Origin of the sequence: Acinetobacter sp. Res13-Abat-PEC15-P4-01 (assembly GCF_015676285.1) — a bacterium.
Taxonomy (GTDB): Bacteria; Pseudomonadota; Gammaproteobacteria; order Pseudomonadales; family Moraxellaceae; genus Acinetobacter; species Acinetobacter nematophilus.
Genome location: NZ_JADAIN010000008.1, coordinates 80,778 through 105,673, shown reverse-complemented (window position 1 = coordinate 105,673; position 24,896 = coordinate 80,778). Strand labels below are relative to the sequence as shown.

The window sequence follows — 24,896 nt, the reverse complement described above, 5'->3', positions numbered from 1 at the left end:
AAGAACCTCAATAGAGGTTCTTTTTTTGACGACCAGATAAATATTCTGCACATCTGTCGCCATCTAGAGAAAATCTTTTAGATTGGGGCGAACGCCATTCCAGATATAAAATGCTTCTATAGCTTGTCCAACCAGCATGCCGAAACCCTCTGAGGTTGGAACTTGACGTGCTTTGGCTTGTTCTATAAAGCTGGATGCTTTGCCATATGCCATTTCATATGCATGGTCAAATGTTAATGTTGCAGGGAGTATAAGGGGATCACCACTTAGACTTGCTGAGGTAGCATTGATGACAATATCAAACTTCCCCTGTAATGCTGTTAGGTTACAGGCCATCAGCTGTGCTTCAGGCACGCTGTCTGCCAAGTCGGCAACCAATTGCTCGGCACGAGCAAGTGTACGGTTGGCGATCACGATTTTTTTTACCCCTGCTTTCACCAAGGGATAGATGACACCTCGAGTTGCACCACCCGCACCAATAATCAGTAAATCTGTGTCTGTTAATTTCCAATCCAAAGCTTTAATGGCGTCAACCAGACCTTGACCATCGGTATTGTCTCCATGTAACTCGCCATTTTCCATCCATAAAGTATTTACAGCTTTGGCGATTTTGGCGCGCTCAGTGAGCTGCGTGCACAAGGCGAAGGCCTGTTCTTTAAAAGGAACGGTCACATTCATTCCTACACCATTTTGGGAAAAGAACTCATGCACACTGTTCTCAAAACCATCCAGTGGAGCAAGACGTTTGCTGTAATTCAGATCAATACCTGTTTGCTTTGCAAAAGCATGATGTAATTCAGGAGAACGAGAATGTTCAATCGGATTTCCAATGACTGCGAATTGTTTGCTCATGTCCAATGTCCAAGTATTGAGAATATTGATTTTTAAGGCGTGGCAACAATATACGGGAAAATGTTGAAGACAACAAAAAGTATCTTGGTGTACTTTTGGATTAAATATTTATCTTCTGATTTTTGATGTTTAAGAAAAAAGAAATTATTTTTTGAATTATGGGTTACATACTGATTCTAAAAAATCGAGGAAAATCATTGCAAAAACCACAACGAAACCAATCGATAAAACAACACTGGAGGTAATTGAAATGCTATCTGATAAATCATTGGTAGAGATGATGGTGGTTGAAACTGAGCACACCAGTAAAAACAGAATGCCTACTGAAAGTGTAAGTTTATGATTTTCTAATAAATTCCTCATATCAACCTCTCGCGTTAACTGCTATAATCTTCTGATATTCAATATAAATTTATCGGAAAAATTAAGGAAATTTTAAGTCTGCTATAGTAGCCGAGTTTAAGGTTAATTTAAATTAAAAAAGTTGCGTTATTGTGAATAATTCTCATCTCAATTGTGAGTAAATCTTTCAGCGCTTGTTTTGGGGCAATATAAAAAAAGCTACCTCATGTCACAGGGTAGCTTTTTAAAATGATTTTTGATTGTTTTAGATCATTTGAGTACAGATAACCAATCATGAGGTTTTAGATAATAATCGGTTAATTGTTTTTCTGGGCTCTGTTCATCCCATTCAGGGCGGTACGACCATGCTGCAAGCGGTGGCATACTGACCAAAATAGATTCAATCCGTCCGCCCGTTTGTAAACCAAATAGTGTACCTCGGTCATAGACGAGGTTGTACTCCACATAACGACCACGACGATACAATTGGAAATCCCGTTGGGCTTCAGTGTAGGGTTTATTCTGATTGCGTTGGAAAATAGGTAAGATGGCATTTAAATAACCGTTACCCACGGCTTGCATATATTCAAAGCATTTTTCAAAATCCCATTGATTCAAATCATCAAAAAACAGACCACCAATACCACGCTGTTCATCTCGATGTTTTAAATAGAAATAATCATCACACCATTTTTTATGCTCTGCATAGACCTCTTCTCCAAAGGGTTTGCATAAATCAAAAGCGGTTTGATGCCAACTGAACACGTCTTCTTGATTGGGATAGAACGGGGTAAGATCGAAACCGCCCCCAAACCACCAAATTGGCTCTTGACCTTCGGGTTCAGCAACAAATAAGCGAACATTGGCATGAGAGGTCGGAACATTTGGATTTTTCGGATGAATGACCAGCGACACCCCTAAAGCCTGAGCTTTAGCACCTGCAATAGCGGGATGGCGCTCAGTTGCAGAAGCGGGAAGTTTTGAAATATTGATATGTGAGAACATCACACCCCCTTTTTCAATCACTGTCCCGTTTTGTAAAACGCGGGAACGTCCACCGCCTCCCTCAGGTCGTTGCCAGTCATCCACTTCAAACTTTGCAGTCCCTTGACCTAATTGTTCTTGTTGTTCTAAAGCTGAACAAATTCGCGCTTGTAAATCGACAAGAAACGTACGAACACGTTGAATATCAGCAGAGGTTGGGTTTTGCATGACGATCCTCAAATGCGCACAAAAAGATTTTATACATCAAAGCATAAAACCATTAAAAAAGAAAACCATTGGAAAATGAAGGTGTTTTTTTGAATACTTTTGCTACGGATTCAGCACATAAGCGTGTTCGTGGCGATTTAAAGTCTTTTACAAAAAATCCCGAGCAATTCGCTAGGTTGAAATCCATGTTTAAGCTCAGCACAATGGATTGAAGATAAAGGCATGGGTGTGCATTTATTGGTTTGTGAATCTTAATCCGGTACTGAGCAGTGAATATGAGTTGTTCTTTAATTCAGAAATACAATGTGGCAGGTCCACGTTATACCAGTTATCCAACAGTTCCGTATTGGGATGAAAGCTCTTTTTCGATGCAGCAATGGAAGCAAACGTTAAAACGCTCCTTTGATGAGTCTAATCAAAGTGAGGGCATCAGTTTATACATCCATTTACCTTTCTGTGAAAGTCTATGTACGTTCTGTGGATGTCATAAGAAAGTGACCAAGCGGCATGAAGTGGAACAACCCTATATCCAAGCGGTTTTAAAAGAATGGGACGTGTATTGTCAATTACTACAAGACAGACCCAAGATTAAAGAAATTCACTTGGGGGGCGGTACACCGACGTTTTTTTCAGTTGAGCACTTACAACAACTTATTCAAGGCATCCTAGTCAAAGCAGATATTGCCGAAGGGCATGAGTTTAGCTTTGAGGGACATCCCAATAATACGACCCGTGCGCATTTGCAAGCATTGTATGATCTCGGATTCCGTCGAGTGAGTTATGGTGTGCAGGATTATAATGATACTGTTCAAAAAGCCATTCATCGTATTCAACCTTTTGAACATGTTGCCAATGTCACGAAATGGGCACGTGAGATTGGCTATAGTTCAATTTCACATGATCTGGTTTTTGGTTTGCCTTTTCAAAATCTAACAGATGTGTTGAAAACCATTGATTTAACCAACAGTCTCATGCCAGACCGTTTGGCTTTTTATAGTTATGCACATGTTCCTTGGATCAAGGGCAATGGACAACGTGGTTTCAAAGACCATAATGTACCGAAAGATGAGGTGAAGCGAACGTTGTATGAAGTGGGGAAAAAGCAACTTTTGGCGCATGGTTATCATGAAATTGGCATGGATCACTTCGCATTAGCGAAAGATGGGATGTATCAATCTTTTCAGGCCGGAACACTGCATCGTAACTTTATGGGCTATACTTCCTCAAAAACGAAGGTCATGATCGGTCTTGGAGTCTCTTCGATCAGCGACAGTTGGTATAGCTTTGCACAAAATGAAAAAGATATAGCGGCATATTATGCATGTTTAGAGCGTGATGAAATTCCTGTCGTGAAAGGTCATGTACTGAGTGCTGAAGATTTGAAGATCCGTCGGCATATTTTAAATTTAATGTGTACTTTTCAGACTTCATGGGCTGAGCCGTTTATGGATTTTGCAGAACGCACCCAGGTTGTTGAGCAGCTTATCGAAATGCAACAGGACGGTTTGTTGGCGATCGAAACAGATCGGATTGTAATTACTGAATCAGGCAAGCCCTTTGTTCGTAATATTTGTATGGCTTTTGATTTGCATTTAAAACGAAGAAAACCTGAAACACAGATTTTCTCGATGACGATTTGATAGAAGCTGAATAGTGTTTTTTAATCATGCCAAATCATTTGTATGAGCGCTATCTGGAGCTGAGATGGTGTGTTGATATTGGAAGAGGTACAGCACATACCTCCGACCAATAAAAAAAGTATTTTTTAACACTGCATTGAGAAATCAGCCAAAACATACTTGAAAAGAATCAGTGATTAAAAGTCATCTTTCTCATACATATGAGACATACGATCATGTTTGGTTTTTAAATAATCTTCATTGAATTTATTTAAACCCACGGTTAAAGGAACACGGTCGACAACATCTATGCCCAAATCCGTTAGGGCTTTTAATTTTAACGGATTATTGGTGATTAACTTGACTTGTTTAACCTGCAGATGATCCAGCATGATGCTGCACATGTCATATTGACGCGCATCAGCAGGGAGGTTCAACAATAAATTGGCGTCTACAGTATCATGACCTTGGTCCTGTAAAGCATATGCTCGAATTTTATTGGTTAAACCAATCCCGCGACCTTCTTGGCGTAGATATAAAATTACACCTTGACCTGCTTCATTCATCATTTTCATGGTGTTGTGTAACTGTGGACCGCAGTCGCATTTCAATGAGCCAAAGGCATCGCCAGTTAAACATTCTGAGTGAATGCGAACTAAAACAGGATTTGTGGGAGCGATTTCTAAACCCTTAGAAAGAGCAACATGCTCTTCACCTGTCAGCGGATCTTGAAATACAGAAATTTTAAAATCACCATATGCGGTGGGTAATTTTGAAGTGGCAACAAACTCTATTGACACAGAATCTTCCATCTATTTGTTTAGAAATTAGCTAAAGTATAGCGTAATGCTTGGACATTGGTAGAATTGAAAAGCATGTTTTTATAGATAACTTTGCGATAAAAAATTCTTTTTTGTATAAAGCACACGATAATAGTTGATATATAGATAGATTATTCATGATAATTGACACCAAGAGCACACTTGCTGACTTGGAAGTTTCCAATGACGCATCATTATAAATGTGGCTGATCGAATGTGATATGATTTGTTTTCACAATCATGCTAACCCGTGTACCTAGCTTAGATTTGCCAGGCTTTAGAAGGCTTTGCCACATATGTTGTATACCGAAATACCTAATCAACGTCCTGTTACGCCATTGTTGGATGAAGTAGACCATCCTCAACAATTACGTCAGCTTGAGCAAAGCCAATTGGTGCAGGTCGCGGACGAATTGCGTCAATTCATTTTGTATGCTGCTGGACAAAGTGGCGGGCATTTTGGGGCAAACCTTGGCGTTATTGAACTGACTGTCGCTTTACATTATTGCTTTGAGACACCCAGAGATCGTTTGGTGTGGGATGTGGGGCATCAAGCATATCCACACAAAGCACTGACAGGTCGTCGTGAACAGTTAACCACGATCCGTTCCAAAAATGGTTTGGCGGCTTTTCCTGCACGAGAAGAATCCGAATTTGATACCTTTGGTGTTGGTCATTCTTCAACAGCAATTTCAGCAGGTTTGGGAATGGCGTTAGCACGTCGTTACCAAAAAGACCCTTGTGAGGTTGTGGCTATTGTGGGTGATGGTGCGATGACGGCTGGTATGGCTTTTGAAGCCATGAACGATGCTGTTGCGCATAATGCTGATTTGATTGTGGTGCTGAATGACAATGATATGTCCATTTCGTGTAGCACAGGCGGTTTTGCAAAGCATTTAGCTGCAATTTGGGAACAAGGGCAATTCATCAATATTGATGAAGAGGGACAAGCTTTTGTCCAAGACTGTCCAGCGTGGGACTACAATTCTCGTTTACACCAGTCAGCAACAGATGCAGCTGATAATTTGTTTAAAGCGATTGGCTTTGATTATTTTGGTCCATTTGATGGTCACGATGTTGAGCAGCTGGTACAAGTATTCAATGCATTGAAAAAGCGTAAAGGTCCACGTTTGATCCATGTATATACGGTAAAAGGTAAAGGGTTTGCGCCTGCCGAAGCTGATCAAATCAAATATCATGCCATCGGTAAAATTCACGCTTTACCCGCTAAAAGCTCAGCACCGAAATATTCAGATGTATTTGGGCAGTGGTTATGTGATGAAGCCCTGCAAGATCAACGATTATTGGCCATTACACCTGCGATGTGTGAAGGTTCGGGGATGGTACAGTTTGCCAAACAATTTCCTGAACGTTACTTTGATGTCGCGATTGCAGAGCAACATGCAGTCACTTTAGCCGCAGGTATGGCTTGTGAAGGCTTAAAACCTGTGGTTGCAATTTATTCGACCTTTTTGCAACGTGGTTATGACCAATTGATTCATGATGTTGCTTTACAAAATCTGGATGTAACCTTCGGTATCGATCGTGCTGGATTGGTTGGAGAAGATGGACCTACGCATGCTGGCGCTTATGATTATGCTTATATGCGTACAGTACCGAATATGGTGATCATGGCACCAAAAGACGAAAATGAATGCCGTCAGATGTTGCATACCGCCTATTTATATCCAGGTCCAACGGCTGTCCGCTATCCACGTGGAAATGGCTTAGGGGTTGAGATTCAGCAGCAATTGACTGAACTTGAGATTGGTAAAGCCGAATTATTGTTAGAACTCAATGCTGAACATGAGGAATGTATCAGTATCCTGGCATTTGGTAGCCGTGTTCGACCTGCGTTAGAGGCAGCAAAACAACTGGCACAGCAATTGGATATTGCAATTCGTGTTGTGAACATGCGCTTTGTGAAGCCATTGGATGAGCAGATTATCCGCGACTTGGCAGACAAAACCAGTTTGTTTGTTACCGTGGAAGAACATGCCGTTATGGCGGGTGCAGGTAGTGCTGTAAACGAATTCCTAGCGCAGGCTCAAATCATTAAACCGATTTTAAACCTGGGTTTACCTGATGAGTTTCTGGCTCAAGCAACTCATACTGAAATGCTTCAAGACTGTGGGCTGGATACCAATGGTATTCAAAACTCAATCCAGCAGGCTTGGTTGAAACTTGTTCAGCATGTCTAAACTGCTGTAAAAACTCAACATGTAAAATTTTAGAAACAAAATTTCCCAAAAAGCGCAGATATTTGTTAAAATGCCTGCGCTTTTATGCATTATTCTTTATCAGTATCTTCAAATTTGTAGTGGGTGTTCAATGGAACCTATGGTGGTGATGGCTGCGCGTGCGGCTCAATTAGTTGGTCAAGAGCTTTTAAAAGCGCATCAAAATCGTCATAAACTCGATCTACAAGTCGAAGAAAAAGGGATTGATGGGCCAGTGACTCGTGTAGACCGTTACATTGAGCAACTTACCATTGATACACTTCGTAAAAGTTATAAAAATCACAGCTTCCTTGGTGAAGAGTTTGGTCTGCAAGAAGGTAAAGGTCACGATGCCGATTGGTGTTGGGTGATTGATCCACTTGATGGCACTTTAAACTTTATCAACGGTTTTCCACATTTCTGTGTATCTATTGCAGTTCAACATAAAGGTGTGACTCAACACGGGGTGATTTATGACCCTGTGAAAGATGAGTTATTCTCAGCAAGCCGTGGTCGCGGTGCCATGTTGAACCAACGCCGTATTCGCGTCAATGTGAAAGACAGCCTTGAAAATACTTTTGTTGGCGTAGGACATGCTTATCGTGCAAAACGTAACGGTGAAATTGTTTCTTATGCAAAAAACCATTTTGAATCTTTGTTAAATGTGACAAATGCTGGCGCACAATATCGTCGTGCAGGTTCTGCTGCACTCGATTTGGCTTATGTTGCTGCTGGCCGTTTAGATGCTTATTTTGAACTTGGTTTAAAGCCTTGGGATATTGCGGCAGGTGAATTGATTGTGAAAGAAGCGGGCGGTACAGTTGTTGATGCTCGCGGTGGTTCAGACTCAATGGAAAATGGTCAAGTGATTGCTTGTTCTATGAAAATGTTAAAGCCATTGATGCAACAAGTTGTTCCAGCATGGGGTGAAGCTGCGAAATAATTTTTAATTATTGGTGTAGATTGAGTTTTAAAAAGCCTTCATGTGAATGAAGGCTTTTTTATGTTATTTTTTTTAACTCAAGTTAAAGTCAAAAAAAGGACTGCTTTTCCTTTTTTATTTAGTTCTGCATAGGTATTGATAGGGTTATGATATGTTGTAATTGAAGAAGAAATATTGGGTTTACAGCTTTTATTGAGAGAACAAAGAAAAATATATTACTCCTAACAGGTGTTGAGACAATCTAAACCGTATGAAAACAATTTATCAAAATGAAAAATTCAGTATAGAAACACATCATCAAATTCCCAACAATGATATAACTCAGCAAAACATGGATTTTTGGATTAAAACAGAAGCTAAAAGTTATTGGGGGAGTGCAGCAACGATTGCAAATATCCAATATTTAATGCAAAGATATAGTCAAACAGGTGAGAATGCTTCTGGTGCATTTTATTGGCAAACAAATACAATTATTATTTATCAATTCACTGTTGATAGTTTGGTTGCTAGTGTTAAAAGTCTGATTGAGGATAGTCGCGACAATTTAAGTGATATTTTTTATTTAATTATATAAACAGCAGCAATAAGTGAATGATACAGGAAAAAACAATAAAACTTCGTGACATTATTATAAATTCTGCTATACTCCGCGCACGCACTAAATTTCGTTCATTACCTGAACATTCTCTTCTATATTGTGTATGCGCGTCCGGTCCAAAGAGAGGACAATATTTCGCGCCCCACCCAATCGCTTAAGCGATTCCTTCAGGTTGCGGCTGTTATCAAATGTGCGTTATACGCATCGTCGTTCTCGGATCGCCGCTGATTCTATATTTTCAGCGATTATTGCTGTGCCGCTTTTTGCCGATGTCCATCAGACCATATATTAATGGAGCACCCACATTAGGGTGAATATCTCTATGAGCAAAACTTTTGCTGAATTTTCATTAGACGAGTCGCTACAGAAAGCACTCGAGAGTCTTGGTTTTACTACACCGACTCCTGTTCAAGAATTATCTATCCCAGCGGCTTTAGAAGGCAAAGACCTTTTAGTATCAAGTCAAACTGGTTCTGGTAAAACTGCTGCATTCTTACTCCCAACGTTAAATGCTTTAGCTGGTCAAGATACATTTGTACCATTTAAAGAACGTATGAAAGCAGTCACTCAACCCAATATTTTGGTGATTTCGCCTACTCGTGAGCTTGCACAGCAAGTATGTCAAGATGCGATTGCATTTGTACGTCACATGAAAGGTGTACGTGTTGCTGCGATTATGGGGGGGATGCCTTTTGGTAAGCAAATCCAACAATTAAAAGGTGCACAAGTTGTTGTTGCAACTCCAGGTCGTTTACTTGACCTTGTGAACCGCCGTCAAATCAAACTTGATTCAGTTGATGCTTTGATTGTTGATGAAGCTGACCGTATGCTTGACTTAGGTTTCTCTGAAGACCTGGAAGCGATTAGCGATTTGGCTTTAAACCGTAAACAAACATTAATGTTCTCTGCAACATTTGCACCACGTATCATTAACCTTGCTGAACGCATGATGAATGATCCAGAACGTATTGCAATTGAAACAGGTCATTCTACCAATACCGACATTACCCAGACCCTCCATTGGACTGATGGTTTTGAGCATAAGAAAAAATTGCTTACACATTGGTTAAATGAAGAAGATGTCGATCAAGCAGTTGTGTTTGCATCAACTCAAGAAGATACAGATATGTTGGCTGAAGAGCTTGCAGAAGCGGGTCTTTCTGTTGTTGCACTTCATGGTGCTATGCCACAAACCGTACGTAACCGTCGTTTACGCAGTATCCGTGAAGGTCGCGCAAAAATCCTTGTTGCTACAGATGTAGCAGCACGTGGTCTTGACGTACCAACAATCTCACACGTGATTAACTTTGGTCTTCCAATGAAGAACGAGGATTATGTACACCGTATTGGTCGTACAGGTCGTGCAGGTCGTACGGGTAAGGCAATCACTTTAGCAACATATCGTGAACGCGGTAAAATCCGTGCTTTAGAAGATTACTTAGAAGCGCGTTTAAGTGTTTCTGAAATCGAAGGTTTGGAGCCATCTCCACCTCCTGCACGCGGTGGTCGTGATGGCGGTCGTGGTCGTAACGGCGGTGGTCGTCGTGATGGCGGTCGTGGTGGTTTCGGTGGCGGTCGTCGTTTTGAAGGTGAATCGAACTTCAAACGTCGTGAAGGCGGTGATGATCGTCCACGTCGTAGCTTCGATGACAAACCTCGCGGTGATCGTCCATCTTATGGCGAAGATCGTCCTAAGCGTTCTTTTGGTGGTGAAGACCGTCCACGTCGCGAATTTAATTCGGATCGTCCACGTCGTGAAGGTGGTTTTGAAGATCGTCCTAAACGTTCTTTTGGCGGTGAAGACCGTCCACGTCGCGAATTTAATTCAGATCGTCCACGCCGTGAAGGTGGTTTTGGAGATCGTCCGCGTCGTGAAGGCGGGTTTAATGATAAACCTCGTTTCAATGATGACAACCGTGGCAACAGTGTAGATTATAAACCACGTCGTGAAGGTAGCTTTGGTGACCGTCCTAAACGTTCTTTTGGTGAAGATCGTCCACGTCGTGAATTCAATTCAGACCGTCCACGCCGTGAAGGTGGTTTTGAAGACCGTCCTAAACGTTCTTTTGGCGGTGAAGATCGTCCAAAACGTGAGTTTAACTCAGACCGTCCTAAACGTTCTTTTGGCGGTGAAGATCGTCCAAAGCGTGAATTTAATTCAGACCGTCCACGTCGTAAATTCAATGACTAATTAAGTTTTTGCAATAAAAAACCAGCCGAATGGCTGGTTTTTTATTGCAAGTTGAAAAGTATTTGGTAAAATAAAGTGTGATGCAGTTCAATTTATTTTGTAAAACAGTTAGGTCGTTCTATTCTGTTGGGTATTGATTCTGAAATGAAGGCGATGATTTTTTTTGAGGCAATTATGTTATACATGTTTTCAGCTTTATTGATTTCTAATGTGGGCTATTTCTTTTATAGCTTCATTTTCAAATAAGCTGGCGCTATATAATTATAACACTGCAATTTTAAAGTAAAAAAACAATGCATTTTATTTATATTTAAATGATATTATTTAAACAATATATATGAGTTTAAAACCATAGTTTTATCTTTAAATTACAAAAAATACAGATATTTCAGAGTATAGTATGTGAGCTGGTAAATGCAGGAAAATGTTCAGCTATGAATAAGCAAAGCCATTCCGAAGCTGAAGCTTTAATTGAAGTCAAAAATTTAAGTTTTAACCGTGGTGAGCGTGTAATTTACGACAATGTGGATTTAAAAATTCGTCGTGGGCAAATTACTGCAATCATGGGTCCATCAGGAACGGGTAAGACCACCTTGCTGCGTTTGATTGGTGGTCAGCTAAGCCCTGATGAGGGGCAGGTACTACTTGATGGAAAAAACATTGCATCTATGTCACGTAGTGAGCTTTTTTCGGCTCGTGCACGGATGGGGATGCTTTTTCAAAGTGGTGCCTTATTTACAGACATGACGGTCTATGAAAATGTCGCATTTCCAATTCGCGCACATACACATTTACCTGAAAATTTAATTGCAGAATTAGTGGCACTTAAACTAGAGTCAGTTGGTTTGCGTGGTGCTGAAAAACTGATGCCTGCGGAGCTTTCTGGTGGGATGAATCGACGTGTTGCACTGGCACGCGCTATTGCGCTTGATCCAGATTTGATCATGTATGATGAACCTTTTGCAGGGCAAGACCCGATCGTAATGGGCGTTTTAACACGTTTGATTCGATCATTACGAGAAGCACTAGATCTGACCACGATTATTGTCTCACATGACGTGGATGAAACATTGTCTATTGCTGACTATATTTATGTGGTGGCAGAAGGCAAGGTACAGGGTGAAGGCACGCCTGAGCAGTTAAAACAGCATGCTTCTCCATTTGTGCAGCAATTTTTAACAGGATCGGTTGAAGGACCTGTGGATTATCAATTTAGCCATCAAGCTTATTTAAGCAATGAGGTGAGTTCATGAATGCTATTGCCTTATTAGGTAGACGCGTTCTAGAACGTGTTCAAGGCATTGGTGTGGCAATGCTGATGTTGTTGCGGATCTTATTTTCGCTTCCCACAATACTGGGCGTAAAACTGTTCATTTATCAAATGTACCGTGTGGGCGTGCTGTCTTTCTTGATCATTGCTGTATCTGGTCTGTTTATTGGTGCAGTTCTGGGTCTACAGATGTATAACATTTTGGTGACTTTTGGCAGCGAGGCAATGCTAGGAGCTGCTGTAGCATTAACCTTGTTGCGTGAGCTTGCACCCGTAGTTGCTGCATTACTTTTTGCAGGTCGTGCAGGTTCTGCTTTGACTGCTGAAATTGGTCTAATGAAAGCTACAGAACAATTATCCAGTATGGAAATGATCGGTGTTGATCCTTTGAAACGTGTGATTTCCCCACGTTTATGGGCAGGCATTGTGAGCTTGCCAATGCTTTCTGTCATTTTCGCCGCAATCGGTATCATGGGCGGGAAAATGGTCGGGGTAGATTTTCTAGGTGCGGACGAAGGTTCATATTGGAGTGGTATTTTAAGTAGCACTCAGTTTATGAAAGATGTCTTTAACGGTACCATCATCAAAAGTTTAGTCTTTGCTTTAATTTGTACTTGGATTGCGGTGTATCAGGGCTACGCCTGTGAACCGACATCTGAGGGAATCGCAACATCTACAACACGTACTGTTGTGTATTCATCACTCTGTGTTTTAGGTTTTGATTTCGTGTTGACTGCGGTCATGTTCGGAGGTGTTTAATGAAATCACGTACTAGTGAGCTGACCGTAGGTGTTTTTGTCATCATCTTTGGTATTGCTCTGTTCTTTTTAGCAATGAAAGTGAGTGGCTTGGTCGGCACAAACTTAAAAGACAGTTATGAAATGACTGCAACATTTGACAATGTGAATGGGTTAAAACCACGTGCAAAAGTCACAATGAGCGGGGTGAAAATTGGACAGGTTGAAGCAATTAGTCTTGATCCGGTCACACGCCACGCGACAGTAAAATTTGATTTAGATGGTTCATTGACAACCTTCAATGCTGAACAGCTGAAGAAAGTCAAAGAAAATGCTTTAGGTGATTTGCATTACAGTGCAGATTATCAGGCTGCAACGCCTGAGAAACAAAAAGAAATGGAAACGCAACTTTTAAGTAACATGAAATCCATCACAAATATTGATGAAGATGCTTACATAATGGTCGCAACTAATGGTCTTTTAGGCGAAAAATATTTGAAAATCGTTCCTGGCGGCGGCATTAACTATATTAAACGTGGTGAAAGTATTGCCAATACACAGGGTACGATGGATCTAGAAGATTTGATTACCAAATTTATTACGGGTGGTGCTGGAAAAACATCTACTGGCGCATCAGATGCTAAAGACACATCTGCATCCACTGAAACAACTGATGCTCAGACTTCATTCGTTGAATAAGCATTAGAGGAGTTATTGAAATGAATATGTTGTTCAAACAAACTTTGACTGCAAGTGTTTTGGCTACAATGGTCGCTACAGCGGCTCAAGCGGCACCGGCAGAAGCACCTCCAGCATTTGTTAAACGCGTTGCTGATGGCTTAATTTCACGATTAAAAGCAGAGCATGGGAAATTGCAAAATAACCCGGCTGCGGTGAAAGCAATTGTCCGTCAAAACCTTGACCCATATGTAGATGGTCAAGCATTTACACGTATTGTGATGGGAACATATGCCAACAGCAGTACGCCTGCTCAACGTGCTCAATTTGAACAAAACTTCCGTAATACCCTGATTGAAAACTATGGTAGCGCCTTTGCGAAGTATTCAAATCAGACCTATACCATGCGCCCTTATAAAGCGACCAACAGCAAATTCCCCGTTGTGACGATTGACTTCAATAACAATGGTGAAAAAATTCCAGTATCTTTCCAGTTATCTGATGCAGGTAGCCAATGGAAAGTTCGTAATCTAAATGTGTCTGGTATTGATTTAGGGCTGCAATTCCGTAATCAGTTTGCGGCAAATGTACAACGTAATGGCGGTAATATTGATAAAGCCATTGCGACATTTAAACCAGATGCCGATGCTGCCGTAAAAAAATAAGCGTATCTTATTGAGCTAAAATAGGTGTAAGCGAGTGATTGAATTCAAGAATCAAGAACTATACGTGAGTGGTAAAATTGCTTATGAAAATGCGGAAAGTTATTATTTAAATGGCTTGAAAGTGATTCAAAGTGAGAAAAACTTTCCATTGACGGTAAATCTGTCTCAACTTGAACATGGTAGTACGCTTGCACTGTCTGTCTTTGTACAATGGCTGCGTCAGACGCCTGATTTGCAAGGCTTGCAATTTAAAGCAGTGCCGGAAAAAATGATGAAAATCATTCAGGCTTGTCATTTGCAAGATGATTTGAAATTGATTTAAATCATTTCTCAATAAAAAAGCACCGTTCATAAGGTGCTTTTTTATTGAATTGAACTTTGTGTCCTAAAATACGGATTAAAATATCCATCGCTTAGGCTGAAAAAGCCGTGTACTCCACCCGTTTTAGATCCATTTTTTCCATCTAAAGTAAGCCAGTGGACCGACAAAAAATGCGATCAACAATGAAATAACAACGTAAAAACTCCAATGCCCATGAGCAAAAGGAAGAATTTCAGTATTCATTCCATAAATACTGGCGATGAGCATCGGCGGTGCGAGCATGCTGGGTAAAATTGAGAATCGACGAATCGTATCGTTCTGTTCGGTGTTAATGAATCCAGAGGTGGTGTCGAGCAAGAATCGGACTTTTTGAAACAGGAAAGCATCATGTTCAACAAGGGAACGCACGTCTTCGCTTAACTCTCGTATATCCGCATCGTAAATATGACTGCCCAATGCACGAGGACGGGATAAGAAGGTGAGGACACGGCGTAAATCAATCAAACACAGCTGTGCCTTTCCAAGCATATCTTCTTTTTGTGCAAGACGTGTAATCATGTCATCTAGATCAAGAATCATCTCGCGGTGGCGTACGTTCAGCACTTCAGTAGAGTACAACTCTAAATCTCTGTGGATATCTTCTAAGATATCCGCAAGCTCATCAAGTTTTGCTTCAAGTAGACCGAGAAGAATCCATGTCGGATCTTTATAGTCAATTTCATAATCATTGCGTCGCGCACGTGCACGGAAAGCGCGGAAGGCAACCAGTTTTTCACCACGTAAAGTAAACAAACGCTCTTTATGTAAGATAAAAGCAACTGTTTGCACATTTGCCAGCATATTCGAGGTATCTTCTGGATCACCTTCAACTTGGTAATTTTTATTTTTTGTTAAAAAATACGTACTGATGTGTAGAATACCATCATCATCACGGTAAAATCGTGCAGAAGATGAAATATCTTCTAAAGATTTGAGGGTGGGTAAGTTCTGCTCATAGGCATCTAAAACCCATTCTTGTTCTTCTTGTGAAGGTGCAATAAGATCAACCCAAACCAATTCAGGATGTAGGTCGAATCCACCATTAATGGTTGCATCTTCTAAGCTACCGCGCTCAGTGGCGTAAAAGGCTTCAAGCATTGTGTCTTTTCTCCCTTGCGCAGTGTGGTGTCAATTTGATGTGTGTATTTTAGACAAGGATTTTAGGAAAAACACTGCTTACAGCGCTCTTTTGTAAAAAAAATCTTTATGGTTCGTCTATATTTTTAGCATGACTAAATTAAAATTAGGTTAAATTTATGAATTCTATTGCTATTTTTTGTGGTTCATCTTTAGGTACAGATCAGATTTTTGCCGATGTTGCACAACTGACTGGTGAAACTATCGCCAAGCAAGGACAAACTCTGGTTTATGGCGGTGGTCGTTCAGGCTTGATGGGTATTGTTGCAGACAGTGCATTGGCAGCAGGTGGTCAGGTGATTGGTGTGATTCCTCAGGGTCTTGTAGATCGTGAGTTGGCACATCCTGGTTTGACCGAACTTCATATCGTGAAAAATATGCATGAACGTAAAACAAAAATGTCTGAATTGTCTGATGGTTTTATTGCATTACCGGGTGGAGCAGGCACGATTGAGGAAATTTTTGAGCAATGGACTTGGGCACAACTCGGTATTCATTTAAAACCATGTGCATTTTTAAATGTTCAAGGTTTTTATGATGACTTGCTGAAATTTATACAGCTTACAACTGATAAAGGGTTCTCTAAGGCAAGATTCACAGATCAGCTGATTCATTCTGCATCTATTGAAGATATTCTGGCTCAGTTTAAGGCTTATCAAGCGCCTGAACCAAAATGGGGGGTAAAAGATCGTGAAGAATTGGTGAAATTGGATTAAGGTCTAAAATGCTTTGTGCATCTTGATTAAGCCTGTTCAGTTTAATTTTTAAAACACAATATATTGTTTTTAATTTTTTTGATGTCACAATATATTGTGTTTTTTATTATACCCTAGAATGATGAATGTAATTACTGTAGCTGCTGCTGTGATTTTAAATAAGCAAAATCAATTATTACTGGTACGAAAAAAGAATACACAGTTTTTTATGCAAGTGGGTGGGAAGTTGGAATCGAATGAAGTACCTGAACAGACCATGCTACGTGAGATCGCAGAAGAAATAGGTGTTCAAGCCGAGATTAAACACTATATTGGACGATTTGAAACGTCAGCTGCAAACGAGTCAGGATACCGGTTGGTGAGTTATCTCTATCAGGTCAATTTTACTGATGCACCCCGAATTGATGCAGAAATTGCTGAAATGAAGTGGATTGATTTAGATGATCAATGCACGTTATTGGCACCATTAACCCGAGAAGTAGTCATTCCATGGTGTAAGGAAAATCTTTTAAGTTAAATTAACTGAATTTCACAAGCTAATTCTTTAAATTATTGCAATGATTATTTCAAAGACGGATGTGCTGCCGAAATACAAAGACTGGAAATCTGCTGGCAACCCAAGCTCTGTAAAGCTTGGGTTAGTGCATGAATTGAACTGCCCGTTGTGACCACATCATCGACAATCAATACTTTTTTAAATTTTCCTCTTTCTGATTGAATGATTCGAAATTGATGCTCAATATTTTCCAGTCGCTCAACTCGGCTTAAGCCTTTTTGTGAATGCTGTGCTTGCCGTATCACGGGTTGCCAAACGGGAATATTTAATTGTTTTGCCATAATTTTAGCCACAATCAACATTTGGTTATAACCACGTTCTTTAAGACGCTCGGTTGAAATGGGCATGGGGACAATGGCTTGGACTTTGGAAAATCTTAGGCTCAATAAACTGTAGGCAAGCACGTTTTGATATTGTAATTGTTGCTCATATTTATAGGTTTGAATGATGCGATCAATGGGAAAGTCGTAATGATGTGCGCAAAGTATCTGCTGTCCATGTCGTGCTATAGATTGTTTGGACCATGGTAGTTGATGCCAACAGTCTTGACACAAGGAATGTGCCTGCTGTCGGTCAATGCCGCAAAGTAAGCATGGAGAGATACATTGTACGCCTTTATGGATCAGTTGATTGATAAAGTGGAGCATTTTTTCTAGTCTTTATTTAATCAAGATTGAGTGATGCTCCATTCATACGCGTAATTTCGAATAAAAACTTTTCATTTGGCGACATGCCGGATTTCATTAAATCATCATGATGGTGAAAAATGCATTGATATAACCTAATGTAGTGTAAAGCTTAAGTCATTCTAATATAGTTAGGTTAAACGTAGGCATATCGCGGTGCTTCAGGGAGCCAGCGTTTAAGTAATGCTTCGGCATTTTCTGGAAAATCTTGAAGCACTTGGGCCGCCACATAATGTGCTTGATTGAGCAAATGATCATCTCGTTCAAGTTTGGCAACTCTAAATCCCATATCTCCAGTCTGTTTTGTTCCCAGTAATTCTCCGGGACCTCGAATCTCTAAATCTTTTTCAGCAATGATAAATCCATCATTGGTTTCCCGCATAATTCTTAAGCGTTCTTGTCCATTTTGAGACAATGGATTTTTATAAAGTAGGGCACAGAAACTTGCAGTTGCACCACGTCCTACACGTCCACGTAATTGATGGAGTTGTGAAAGTCCAAGACGTTCAGCATTTTCAATCACCATAATAGAGGCATTGGGTACATCGACACCCACTTCAATCACTGTGGTGGCAATTAAAAGCTGCAATTGATTGTCTTTGAATTGCTGCATCACGGTTTGTTTTTCATCAGCTTTCATTTTGCCGTGTACTAAACCGATATTGAGATTTGGGAAGCGCTGTTTAATTTCTTGATAAGTTGCTTCAGCTGCTTGTGCATCCAAGGTTTCAGATTGTTCAACCAATGTACAGACCCAGTAGGCTTGTTTACCCTCAGCACAATTGGTGGCAATTCTTGTTAATACTTCTTCCCGTCGATCAAGTGGAATGGTGACAGTCTGGATCGGTGTACGTCCGGGTGGAAGTTCATCAATGACGGAAGTATCTAAATCGCCATAGGCAGACATTGCCAGGGTACGGGGGATGGGGGTCGCTGTCATAACCAGTTGATGGGGGGTGGTGTTGTCCACTCCCTTATTACGCAAAGCTAAACGTTGATCAACACCAAAACGATGTTGTTCATCAATAATCACTAAACCAAGTTTAGAAAATTCAACGTTATCCTGAAATAAGGCATGGGTACCTACGACAACATTGGCTGTTCCATCCTTAATGGTCTGCTCAGCTGCTGCACGTGCTTTACCTTTCTGTTTTCCTGAGAGCCAGGAAACGTTTAAGCCTAAGGGTTCAAACCACTTTTTAAAGTTTAAATAATGCTGTTCCGCCAGGATTTCAGTGGGTGCCATCAGTGCAACCTGCCATCCTTCTTCCAGAACATGACATGCAGCTACACCGGCAACCAGTGTTTTACCTGCTCCAACATCACCCTGGACCAAACGTAGCATCGGTTTGCTCTGTTTAAGGTCTTTGGCAATTTCATTCGAAACACGTTTTTGTGCGTTGGTCATTTCAAATGGAAGACTGCCCAGTAGAGCTTTTGCAAATTTTTTACTGGATGAAAACGAGGGTGCCGCGATGTGTTGAATATATGCCCGTCGAGTCAGCAAGCTGATTTGGTGTGTCACGAGTTCTTCAAAAATCAAACGTTGTTGTGCAGGATGAGCGCCTTGCGCAAGCTGTAACATATTGGCATTAACGGGGGGGTGATGGATATATTCAAGTGCTTCTTTGAGGGCAAAACCATTGGTGAACTTTTCAGGCAATAATTCAGGTAGCTCATCTGCATGTTGCTTTAATGCCTGTTTAACATAGTCACGTAATTTGGGTTGAGTTAATCCTTCTGTTGCAGGGTAGATTGCAGTCAACTGTGTTTGAGGAAGAGGGGTATGTTCTGTAATCAGTTGTATTTCTGGATGATAAAGCTCTAGTCCGCGCGCACCAACACGCACCTCACCAAATATCCTTAAACGATTGCCTGCTTTAGCTCGATCTGTCAAAGCTTTATAAACATGATAAAAACGTAAAGTGACTTTGCCAAAGTCATCTTGTAATAAAATCGCCATGGATTTCCGTTTACCTGGTGGCATATCGATAGATTTAACGACACCTTCCAACAGGTAACTCCGACCCACCTGTAATTGGTTCATGGCAATGATCGTGCTACGATCTTCATAGTCCCGTGGCAAATGAAACAACAGATCATCCGTTGTGAAAATATTCAGTTTTTCAAGTAAGGCAGCTGCTGCATTGCCAACCCCTTGTAATTGATGAACTGCTGCCATGTCCCCTCAGCTTAAATTTGATTGATTTTGAAAAATAGGTCGTGTCATGCATATTCTATTTATAGGTTATGGTAAAACATCACAACGTGTTGCTAAACAAATATTTGAGCAAGATCACCAAATTACCACAGTTAGCCGTAGCCCGAAAGCCGAGGATTTTGCTCAGCACTTGATGCAGGACATTCATGAACTTGACTTATCACATATTCAAGCAGTGGATGCGGTCTATGTTGCACTGGCGCCTCCTCGAAATACCTCGCTGAATGCTTTAGAAACGTATCAGCACACCTATGTGGATTCCGTGCAGCCTATTGTTCAAGCACTCAGAAATCATCCAGTAAAACGGATTATCGTGGTGTCATCTACACGGGTGTATGGAGAAAATCAAGGTGAACTGATCACCGATGATTCTCTAGTCCAACCGAGTGACGGGCAAGGCTGTTTACTTGTAGAAATGGAGCAGTTGTGGCAACAGGCGTATCCTGCTGAAACTGTGATTGTACGTCCGACGGGAATTTATGGTGCATCTACAGAGAGAATGGTAAAGCTTGCACAAACCACTCGGCATTATCCAAATCTTCATTGGTCAAATCGAATTCATATTGATGATCTTGCCAATTTTTTAGCGTATTTGCTTCACGTGGAACATCCTGAAAAATCATATATTTGTACCAATAATAAGCCGCAACCGCTGCATGAGAAAATTTTAAATCTTCAGCGCGAATTGAATTTACCTGCGTTGGTTTTAGAAAGTGATAGAGAGACAGGAAAGAAAATTTTTGCAGAAAGGATGCCTGCAACGGGATTTAAGTTAATACACTAGGATTGTTACAGGGAATCAATAAAAATCTGACCATGCTGAAAGGCATGCTTTGATCGCCATATTCGTACGATGAACAGTTGCTTCTTTCTTGATCGGATGGAGAGGGTGAGCGAATCATGCCCCTTCTCCCAAAGAGAGAAGGGGGGGAACATTTATTTCTTCTTACGCTTTAAACGTTTTTTGGCTTGTTGTGCGGCCAAAGCATCTAGTGCTTCTTTTAACTCCTCATCGGTAAAGGAAGTAATGTGGTGAAGCATTTGTAAAGTCACATCATCCAACACTAAATTGGCATACTGCGCAACATTTCTAAACTGCTCATCAAAAACGATGGCATGGTCTTCGTTGGTTTTGATATAGGCTTGTTCAATCAAGACTTTCATAAAACTTTGGAATAAAGCCTTATCAAAGAATTCCGGCGAATTGAATTCATACAATACAGATAAACGTTGTCCAACCAGATGACTTAATTCTTCCACTTGGCGAATGGAGATATTTCCTGAACCACGTTGAGTAATCAGCGCCAGCGTCATGTAATAACGCTCAAGGCTTTGGCGAACAGGTGCGGCTAAAACAGCAAGTTGGTTATGATCTTCAGAGTTTGGCGCAGGGCTAAAAATAAAGCCTTCATCATCGACAAAAATCAAATTCGCCTGTGCCAATGCATCGACATATTCAGTCACTTGAGCTTTGATTTCATGATCTTTCCATTTTAAGAACAATTCAGCTTTTAAGAATGGGTATAGGGTGCGAATGACATTCAGCAAATCAGTCTGGCTGATTTTACCATTATGCTCTACCAATGCTGCGATCAATGATGGCAGTACAAAGGCGTGTAAAATATTATTACGGAAGTAAGTCAATAAAACGGCTTGATTGTCTTCAATGGCAATAATATCGCCCAATACATGCTGAACCCGTTTAATCAATTTCAGTTTCATGCCATAGGCAATAATTTCTTTACCTGAAAGTGGTGTCACTTGGGTACGTTTGTCATAAGGAATCGCTGTTAGCAGCTTGCGATAGGTATCCAGCTGTTTAATGCAGATCTCTTCATCCAAAGTATGTTTTGGCGTGGCCAATAAAATCAGTGATAACAACGAAACAGGATTGATCACTACAGCGCGGTTGATATTTTCTAAAATCGCATTGGCAGAACTGTTGACTGCATTTGAAACTTCTGGAGGAATAGGTGCGTCATTGTGTTCAATACGAATCTGATCTGCCCCATGCTGTTTCAGTAAGTCGTCTAAAAAGACGGGTTCACCAAAGTTGACATGTACCTTGCCAAAAATACGCTCGATTTTTTTCAGGGTTTGCAGAATGCCCCAAATTGATTCAGCCTCTTTAGGTTTACCATTCATTTCACCGACATAGGTTGCACCTTCCATCAAGCGCTCATAACCCACATAAGTAGGAATGAAAACGATCGGCTTGGCACGACCACGCAAGTGACCGTGAACGGTCATTGCCAACATCCCGGTTTTAGGAGGCAATAAGCGTCCCGTACGAGATCGTCCACCTTCAATAAAGTATTCCAGTGGAGTATTGCGAGACAGAATACTGAATAAATATTCTTTGAAGACGGCTGTGTAGAGTGCATTGCCACGGAAAGAGCGACGAATAAAGAATGCACCTCCTCCACGAAGCAGTTGACCCACAAAAGGCATATTCAGGTTATCACCTGCAGCAATATAGGGCACCATCAAACCGCGCTTGTAAATCACATATGATAGAAGTAAATAGTCGATATGACTGCGGTGGCAGGGAGTGTAAATCACTTCATAGTCTTTAACCAATTCACGTACTGTATTGAAGTTATGTACTTCAACACCATCGTAAAGTTGCGTCCATAAACGGGTTAATGCCATATCAGCAAAGCGTACAGCTGAAGCAGAATAATCCGATGCAATTTCATTCACAAAACCAATTGCACGATGTTCAGCATCAATCATGCTGATTTTAGAGCGAACACTTTCTTTTCGAATCGCATCTTGGACATCGGGCGCTTTGATCAAAGATTGCATTACATTGCGACGATCAGATAAATCTGGACCAAGAATGACTTCTCGCTGACGATCTAGGAAATCATTGAGTTGATTGACAATATAGGTTGCAGGAGAAATATTGGGATGATGGATTTTTGCGTGTTCGACTAAACCACGCAGGGATTGTGGTTCATGAAACTCCAGGAATGACTGGCGACCATGCAAGCCAATATTCATCAATTGCTTGACCTTGCTTGGTGTTGCCCAGGTATCGGTAAACAAAAGCTTGAACCAAGAGTCTTCTTTATCTGGTGAGCGTCCCCATAATACGGTCACAGGGATCAGCTCAATATCTAAATCTGGATTTTGATCCAGAGATTCAATCAGTCTGAGTAAACGTGGTGGAAATGCATGCTCAGGGGGGCTAAAATAATTATTTTCATCCTGATGCTGCAAAAATAGAATCGCCGCTTTTTCACGGTTTCCACCCACTATCAGTGGGTCAAGTGCAGGGGCAAGCTGTAAACGACGTGTCTCACCATCAACGACCAAGGCATTACTTCTTGAGTAATTCTGTAATACATAACACACTACTTTTTGAGGTGTTGATGTATTGATTTCATTACTCTCTGTTGACTGGTCTAGCGTTGGAGTTTCTTTAGGAACCTCTCCAAGAACATGCGGGGTTACCACAAGGTCAAGTATTTTACTCGAAAGTCGACGATACATTTGACCAAAGCCACTCTTGGACATACATACTCCTAGCCAATGGTGAATCACGCAATATAGCGTATAAAAATAATCATTTCTGTAATTGAAGCACAGAACAGGATGTCATTTTCTGACAAATTAACTATTTCTTGTCAGATTTTATCGTTAAAAATCGTATTTTAAACAATCCTGCTAGACAAGAGAAGTGACAGCATAGTCTAGAAAGTTTAGTGTATCACTCTGGATTTATGGCAAAATAGAGTTAAATCTCTAAAATATGAACACTTTATTCTCTTTGTTTGAATAAAGTCTGTATATGGATAGGTCACTTATGAATGCTTTAACCCAAGAGCTTGTAGAGCTTTTAACGCTAGAAAAACTTGAAGAACATATTTTCCGTGGTCAAAGCCGAAATTTAGTCGGCAAACGTGTATTTGGTGGACAGGTTTTAGGGCAAGCACTACGTGCAGCATCATATACTGCGGATCGTCCTGTGCATTCTTTACATGCCTATTTCTTATATGGTGGGGATATCAATGCGCCGATTATCTATGAAGTAGATCGTTTGCGTGATGGTAAAAGCTTTTTAAGTCGCCAAGTGCGTGCCATTCAACATGGGCGTACTATTTTTTCAGCAATGGTTTCTTTTGCAACTCCAGAAGAAGGGTTGAATTATCAAATTGCTGAACCAGAATATCCAGATCCAGAATCATTAAAATCTGAACAGGAATTAAAAGAGAATTTAATCAGTTTTATTCCTGAAAACATTCGTGCTGCATTTATGCGACCGCGTCAGGTGGAAATTCGTCCGATTAATGTGACCAATCCTTTCCAACCCCAACCAGAAGCACCATCCTATGCACACTATTTGCGTACACATGAGCCACTAGCAGCGGAGTTGGTGGATGATATTTCCTTAAATCAGGCAATTGTAGCGTTCTATTCAGATTACACCTTGATGATGACTGCATTGCGTCCGCATGGTTTAAATTATCTGTCGCCAAGTTTGCAGTGTGCGAGTATTGATCATGCAATCTACTTTCATAAACCGGTCAAAGCAGATGATTGGATGCTCTATGATATGGATGCAACCGTAAGTGCAAATTCGCGCGGTCTCAACTTCGGACGGATGTGGCAAAATGGTGAATTGGTGTGTAGTACCGTTCAGGAAGGTCTGATGCGGGTACGTGAAATCGAAAACCAATAAGTAGCAGTTTTGGACATTGTATAAGTGGCCTGCGTCATAGGTTAAAATCAAGCAGACATCAGGCGTATACTGTGCAAAGAACCATAGAGAATCGTGAGACTATTTTCAAGTTTCATAACATGGACTGGGCAAATTTTAGCCACAACCTAAGCAAGAACAAAGCATTGCTTTGTTTGCAGTGCAGGGCGCAGCGGAGACTGGCATGCTTTTTGTCGTTTCCTAGTTCCCTTGCAAAACAGTGTGCCTCATCATTTAGGATCAAAAAATTTCGTATTTCGCAGCAAGAATCGTCCCATAAACATACTCAGTCGTACACATAGACAAATTGTTCACAGCCCCCCCGCTACATCATCCAGAATAAAGCCATCACGATTGATGGCTTTTC

The 24,896-nt window shown here is 40.9% G+C and carries 22 protein-coding genes; 14 read left to right on the top strand and 8 right to left on the bottom strand.

From position 1 onward, the window contains the following. Positions 1–63 precede the first annotated feature (63 nt). From aroE to hemF, 3 genes are all read right to left on the bottom strand, one after another. Positions 64–852 (bottom strand): shikimate dehydrogenase, encoded by a 789-nt coding sequence (gene aroE / locus IMO47_RS02545; protein WP_196074428.1) that lies wholly within the window; start codon positions 850–852, stop codon positions 64–66. A gap of 156 nt (positions 853–1,008) precedes the next feature. After that, positions 1,009–1,215: a hypothetical protein gene (locus IMO47_RS02540; RefSeq protein ID WP_004825243.1), complete on the bottom strand. Its 207-nt coding sequence runs from the start codon at positions 1,213–1,215 to the stop codon at positions 1,009–1,011. Between the two features lie 249 nt (positions 1,216–1,464). After that, positions 1,465–2,406: an oxygen-dependent coproporphyrinogen oxidase gene (gene hemF, locus IMO47_RS02535; RefSeq protein WP_196074427.1), complete on the bottom strand. Its 942-nt coding sequence runs from the start codon at positions 2,404–2,406 to the stop codon at positions 1,465–1,467. 275 nt (positions 2,407–2,681) lie between these two features. Between hemF and hemN the strand changes: the two genes are divergently transcribed. Beyond that, on the top strand, positions 2,682–4,046 hold the full coding sequence (gene hemN / locus IMO47_RS02530; protein ID WP_196074426.1) for an oxygen-independent coproporphyrinogen III oxidase: 1,365 nt from the start codon (positions 2,682–2,684) through the stop codon (positions 4,044–4,046). Between the two features lie 176 nt (positions 4,047–4,222). On the opposite strand, the gene ribA is transcribed toward hemN, so the two are convergent. After that, the gene (ribA, locus tag IMO47_RS02525) at positions 4,223–4,825 is read right to left on the bottom strand and encodes a GTP cyclohydrolase II (RefSeq protein WP_196074425.1); all 603 of its coding nucleotides are present in this window, start codon (positions 4,823–4,825) and stop codon (positions 4,223–4,225) included. A 317-nt stretch (positions 4,826–5,142) separates the two neighbouring features. On the opposite strand from ribA, the gene dxs reads away from it, so the two are divergent. The 9 genes from dxs to IMO47_RS02480 all read left to right on the top strand — a co-directional run bounded on the left by dxs (position 5,143) and on the right by IMO47_RS02480 (position 14,469). Then, positions 5,143–7,047, top strand: coding sequence for a 1-deoxy-D-xylulose-5-phosphate synthase (gene dxs, locus IMO47_RS02520; protein WP_196074424.1), 1,905 nt, complete (start codon positions 5,143–5,145; stop codon positions 7,045–7,047). 130 nt (positions 7,048–7,177) lie between these two features. Beyond that, positions 7,178–8,008 carry an inositol monophosphatase family protein gene (locus IMO47_RS02515; protein WP_196074423.1) on the top strand — a complete coding sequence of 277 codons (831 nt, stop codon included), beginning with the start codon at positions 7,178–7,180 and terminating at the stop codon, positions 8,006–8,008. A gap of 250 nt (positions 8,009–8,258) precedes the next feature. After that, on the top strand, positions 8,259–8,582 hold the full coding sequence (locus IMO47_RS02510) for a hypothetical protein (RefSeq protein WP_196074422.1): 324 nt from the start codon (positions 8,259–8,261) through the stop codon (positions 8,580–8,582). A 346-nt stretch (positions 8,583–8,928) separates the two neighbouring features. Then, positions 8,929–10,797 carry a DEAD/DEAH box helicase gene (locus tag IMO47_RS02505; RefSeq protein ID WP_009586057.1) on the top strand — a complete coding sequence of 623 codons (1,869 nt, stop codon included), beginning with the start codon at positions 8,929–8,931 and terminating at the stop codon, positions 10,795–10,797. 434 nt (positions 10,798–11,231) lie between these two features. After that, the gene (locus IMO47_RS02500) at positions 11,232–12,050 is read left to right on the top strand and encodes an ABC transporter ATP-binding protein (protein ID WP_004825229.1); all 819 of its coding nucleotides are present in this window, start codon (positions 11,232–11,234) and stop codon (positions 12,048–12,050) included. Then, entirely contained in the window at positions 12,047–12,826 is a 780-nt protein-coding gene (gene mlaE, locus IMO47_RS02495) for a lipid asymmetry maintenance ABC transporter permease subunit MlaE (RefSeq protein ID WP_196074421.1), read from the top strand. Before IMO47_RS02500 ends, mlaE begins: the two co-directional genes overlap by 4 nt. After that, a complete protein-coding gene (locus IMO47_RS02490; protein ID WP_196074420.1) occupies positions 12,826–13,503 on the top strand; it encodes an outer membrane lipid asymmetry maintenance protein MlaD in 678 nt (225 codons plus the stop codon). The genes mlaE and IMO47_RS02490 overlap by 1 nt, the downstream gene beginning before the upstream one ends. A 20-nt stretch (positions 13,504–13,523) precedes the next feature. Beyond that, positions 13,524–14,147: an ABC transporter substrate-binding protein gene (locus tag IMO47_RS02485; RefSeq protein ID WP_196074419.1), complete on the top strand. Its 624-nt coding sequence runs from the start codon at positions 13,524–13,526 to the stop codon at positions 14,145–14,147. A 34-nt stretch (positions 14,148–14,181) separates the two neighbouring features. Further along, positions 14,182–14,469, top strand: coding sequence for a hypothetical protein (locus IMO47_RS02480; protein ID WP_004825222.1), 288 nt, complete (start codon positions 14,182–14,184; stop codon positions 14,467–14,469). A gap of 123 nt (positions 14,470–14,592) precedes the next feature. Here the strand turns inward: IMO47_RS02480 and IMO47_RS02475 are convergent, their stop codons facing one another. After that, positions 14,593–15,606 carry a magnesium and cobalt transport protein CorA gene (locus IMO47_RS02475; protein ID WP_004825220.1) on the bottom strand — a complete coding sequence of 338 codons (1,014 nt, stop codon included), beginning with the start codon at positions 15,604–15,606 and terminating at the stop codon, positions 14,593–14,595. A 158-nt stretch (positions 15,607–15,764) separates the two neighbouring features. Between IMO47_RS02475 and IMO47_RS02470 the strand changes: the two genes are divergently transcribed. Together IMO47_RS02470 and IMO47_RS02465 are read left to right on the top strand one after the other, a co-directional pair. Then, on the top strand, positions 15,765–16,361 hold the full coding sequence (locus IMO47_RS02470) for a TIGR00730 family Rossman fold protein (RefSeq protein WP_196074418.1): 597 nt from the start codon (positions 15,765–15,767) through the stop codon (positions 16,359–16,361). Positions 16,362–16,482: 121 nt separating this feature from the next. After that, positions 16,483–16,878, top strand: coding sequence for an NUDIX domain-containing protein (locus IMO47_RS02465; RefSeq protein WP_196074457.1), 396 nt, complete (start codon positions 16,483–16,485; stop codon positions 16,876–16,878). A gap of 44 nt (positions 16,879–16,922) precedes the next feature. On the opposite strand, the gene IMO47_RS02460 is transcribed toward IMO47_RS02465, so the two are convergent. Then, positions 16,923–17,564 (bottom strand): phosphoribosyltransferase family protein, encoded by a 642-nt coding sequence (locus IMO47_RS02460; RefSeq protein ID WP_196074417.1) that lies wholly within the window; start codon positions 17,562–17,564, stop codon positions 16,923–16,925. 175 nt (positions 17,565–17,739) lie between these two features. Further along, the gene (recG, locus tag IMO47_RS02455; protein ID WP_196074416.1) at positions 17,740–19,785 is read right to left on the bottom strand and encodes an ATP-dependent DNA helicase RecG; all 2,046 of its coding nucleotides are present in this window, start codon (positions 19,783–19,785) and stop codon (positions 17,740–17,742) included. Between the two features lie 46 nt (positions 19,786–19,831). Between recG and IMO47_RS02450 the strand changes: the two genes are divergently transcribed. Then, a complete protein-coding gene (locus IMO47_RS02450) occupies positions 19,832–20,608 on the top strand; it encodes an NAD(P)H-binding protein (RefSeq protein ID WP_196074415.1) in 777 nt (258 codons plus the stop codon). A 152-nt stretch (positions 20,609–20,760) separates the two neighbouring features. Here the strand turns inward: IMO47_RS02450 and plsB are convergent, their stop codons facing one another. After that, entirely contained in the window at positions 20,761–23,346 is a 2,586-nt protein-coding gene (gene plsB / locus IMO47_RS02445) for a glycerol-3-phosphate 1-O-acyltransferase PlsB (RefSeq protein ID WP_196074414.1), read from the bottom strand. Between the two features lie 289 nt (positions 23,347–23,635). On the opposite strand from plsB, the gene IMO47_RS02440 reads away from it, so the two are divergent. Continuing rightward, complete coding sequence (locus IMO47_RS02440) at positions 23,636–24,511, top strand: acyl-CoA thioesterase II (RefSeq protein WP_196074413.1); 876 nt, start codon at positions 23,636–23,638, stop codon at positions 24,509–24,511. The last annotated feature ends 385 nt before the right edge of the window (positions 24,512–24,896 follow it).

What these genes read in the sequence shown, in the direction of transcription:
- aroE (WP_196074428.1), bottom strand. Translation starts at nt 852, where the DNA reads ATGAGCAAACAATTCGCAGTCATTGGAAATCCGATTGAACATTCTCGT.
- IMO47_RS02540 (WP_004825243.1), bottom strand. Translation starts at nt 1,215, where the DNA reads ATGAGGAATTTATTAGAAAATCATAAACTTACACTTTCAGTAGGCATT.
- hemF (WP_196074427.1), bottom strand. Translation starts at nt 2,406, where the DNA reads ATGCAAAACCCAACCTCTGCTGATATTCAACGTGTTCGTACGTTTCTT.
- hemN (WP_196074426.1), top strand. Translation starts at nt 2,682, where the DNA reads ATGAGTTGTTCTTTAATTCAGAAATACAATGTGGCAGGTCCACGTTAT.
- dxs (WP_196074424.1), top strand. Translation starts at nt 5,143, where the DNA reads ATGTTGTATACCGAAATACCTAATCAACGTCCTGTTACGCCATTGTTG.
- IMO47_RS02515 (WP_196074423.1), top strand. Translation starts at nt 7,178, where the DNA reads ATGGAACCTATGGTGGTGATGGCTGCGCGTGCGGCTCAATTAGTTGGT.
- IMO47_RS02510 (WP_196074422.1), top strand. Translation starts at nt 8,259, where the DNA reads ATGAAAACAATTTATCAAAATGAAAAATTCAGTATAGAAACACATCAT.
- IMO47_RS02505 (WP_009586057.1), top strand. Translation starts at nt 8,929, where the DNA reads ATGAGCAAAACTTTTGCTGAATTTTCATTAGACGAGTCGCTACAGAAA.
- IMO47_RS02500 (WP_004825229.1), top strand. Translation starts at nt 11,232, where the DNA reads ATGAATAAGCAAAGCCATTCCGAAGCTGAAGCTTTAATTGAAGTCAAA.
- mlaE (WP_196074421.1), top strand. Translation starts at nt 12,047, where the DNA reads ATGAATGCTATTGCCTTATTAGGTAGACGCGTTCTAGAACGTGTTCAA.
- IMO47_RS02490 (WP_196074420.1), top strand. Translation starts at nt 12,826, where the DNA reads ATGAAATCACGTACTAGTGAGCTGACCGTAGGTGTTTTTGTCATCATC.
- IMO47_RS02485 (WP_196074419.1), top strand. Translation starts at nt 13,524, where the DNA reads ATGAATATGTTGTTCAAACAAACTTTGACTGCAAGTGTTTTGGCTACA.
- IMO47_RS02475 (WP_004825220.1), bottom strand. Translation starts at nt 15,606, where the DNA reads ATGCTTGAAGCCTTTTACGCCACTGAGCGCGGTAGCTTAGAAGATGCA.
- IMO47_RS02470 (WP_196074418.1), top strand. Translation starts at nt 15,765, where the DNA reads ATGAATTCTATTGCTATTTTTTGTGGTTCATCTTTAGGTACAGATCAG.
- IMO47_RS02465 (WP_196074457.1), top strand. Translation starts at nt 16,483, where the DNA reads ATGAATGTAATTACTGTAGCTGCTGCTGTGATTTTAAATAAGCAAAAT.
- IMO47_RS02460 (WP_196074417.1), bottom strand. Translation starts at nt 17,564, where the DNA reads ATGCTCCACTTTATCAATCAACTGATCCATAAAGGCGTACAATGTATC.
- recG (WP_196074416.1), bottom strand. Translation starts at nt 19,785, where the DNA reads ATGGCAGCAGTTCATCAATTACAAGGGGTTGGCAATGCAGCAGCTGCC.
- IMO47_RS02450 (WP_196074415.1), top strand. Translation starts at nt 19,832, where the DNA reads ATGCATATTCTATTTATAGGTTATGGTAAAACATCACAACGTGTTGCT.
- plsB (WP_196074414.1), bottom strand. Translation starts at nt 23,346, where the DNA reads ATGTCCAAGAGTGGCTTTGGTCAAATGTATCGTCGACTTTCGAGTAAA.
- IMO47_RS02440 (WP_196074413.1), top strand. Translation starts at nt 23,636, where the DNA reads ATGAATGCTTTAACCCAAGAGCTTGTAGAGCTTTTAACGCTAGAAAAA.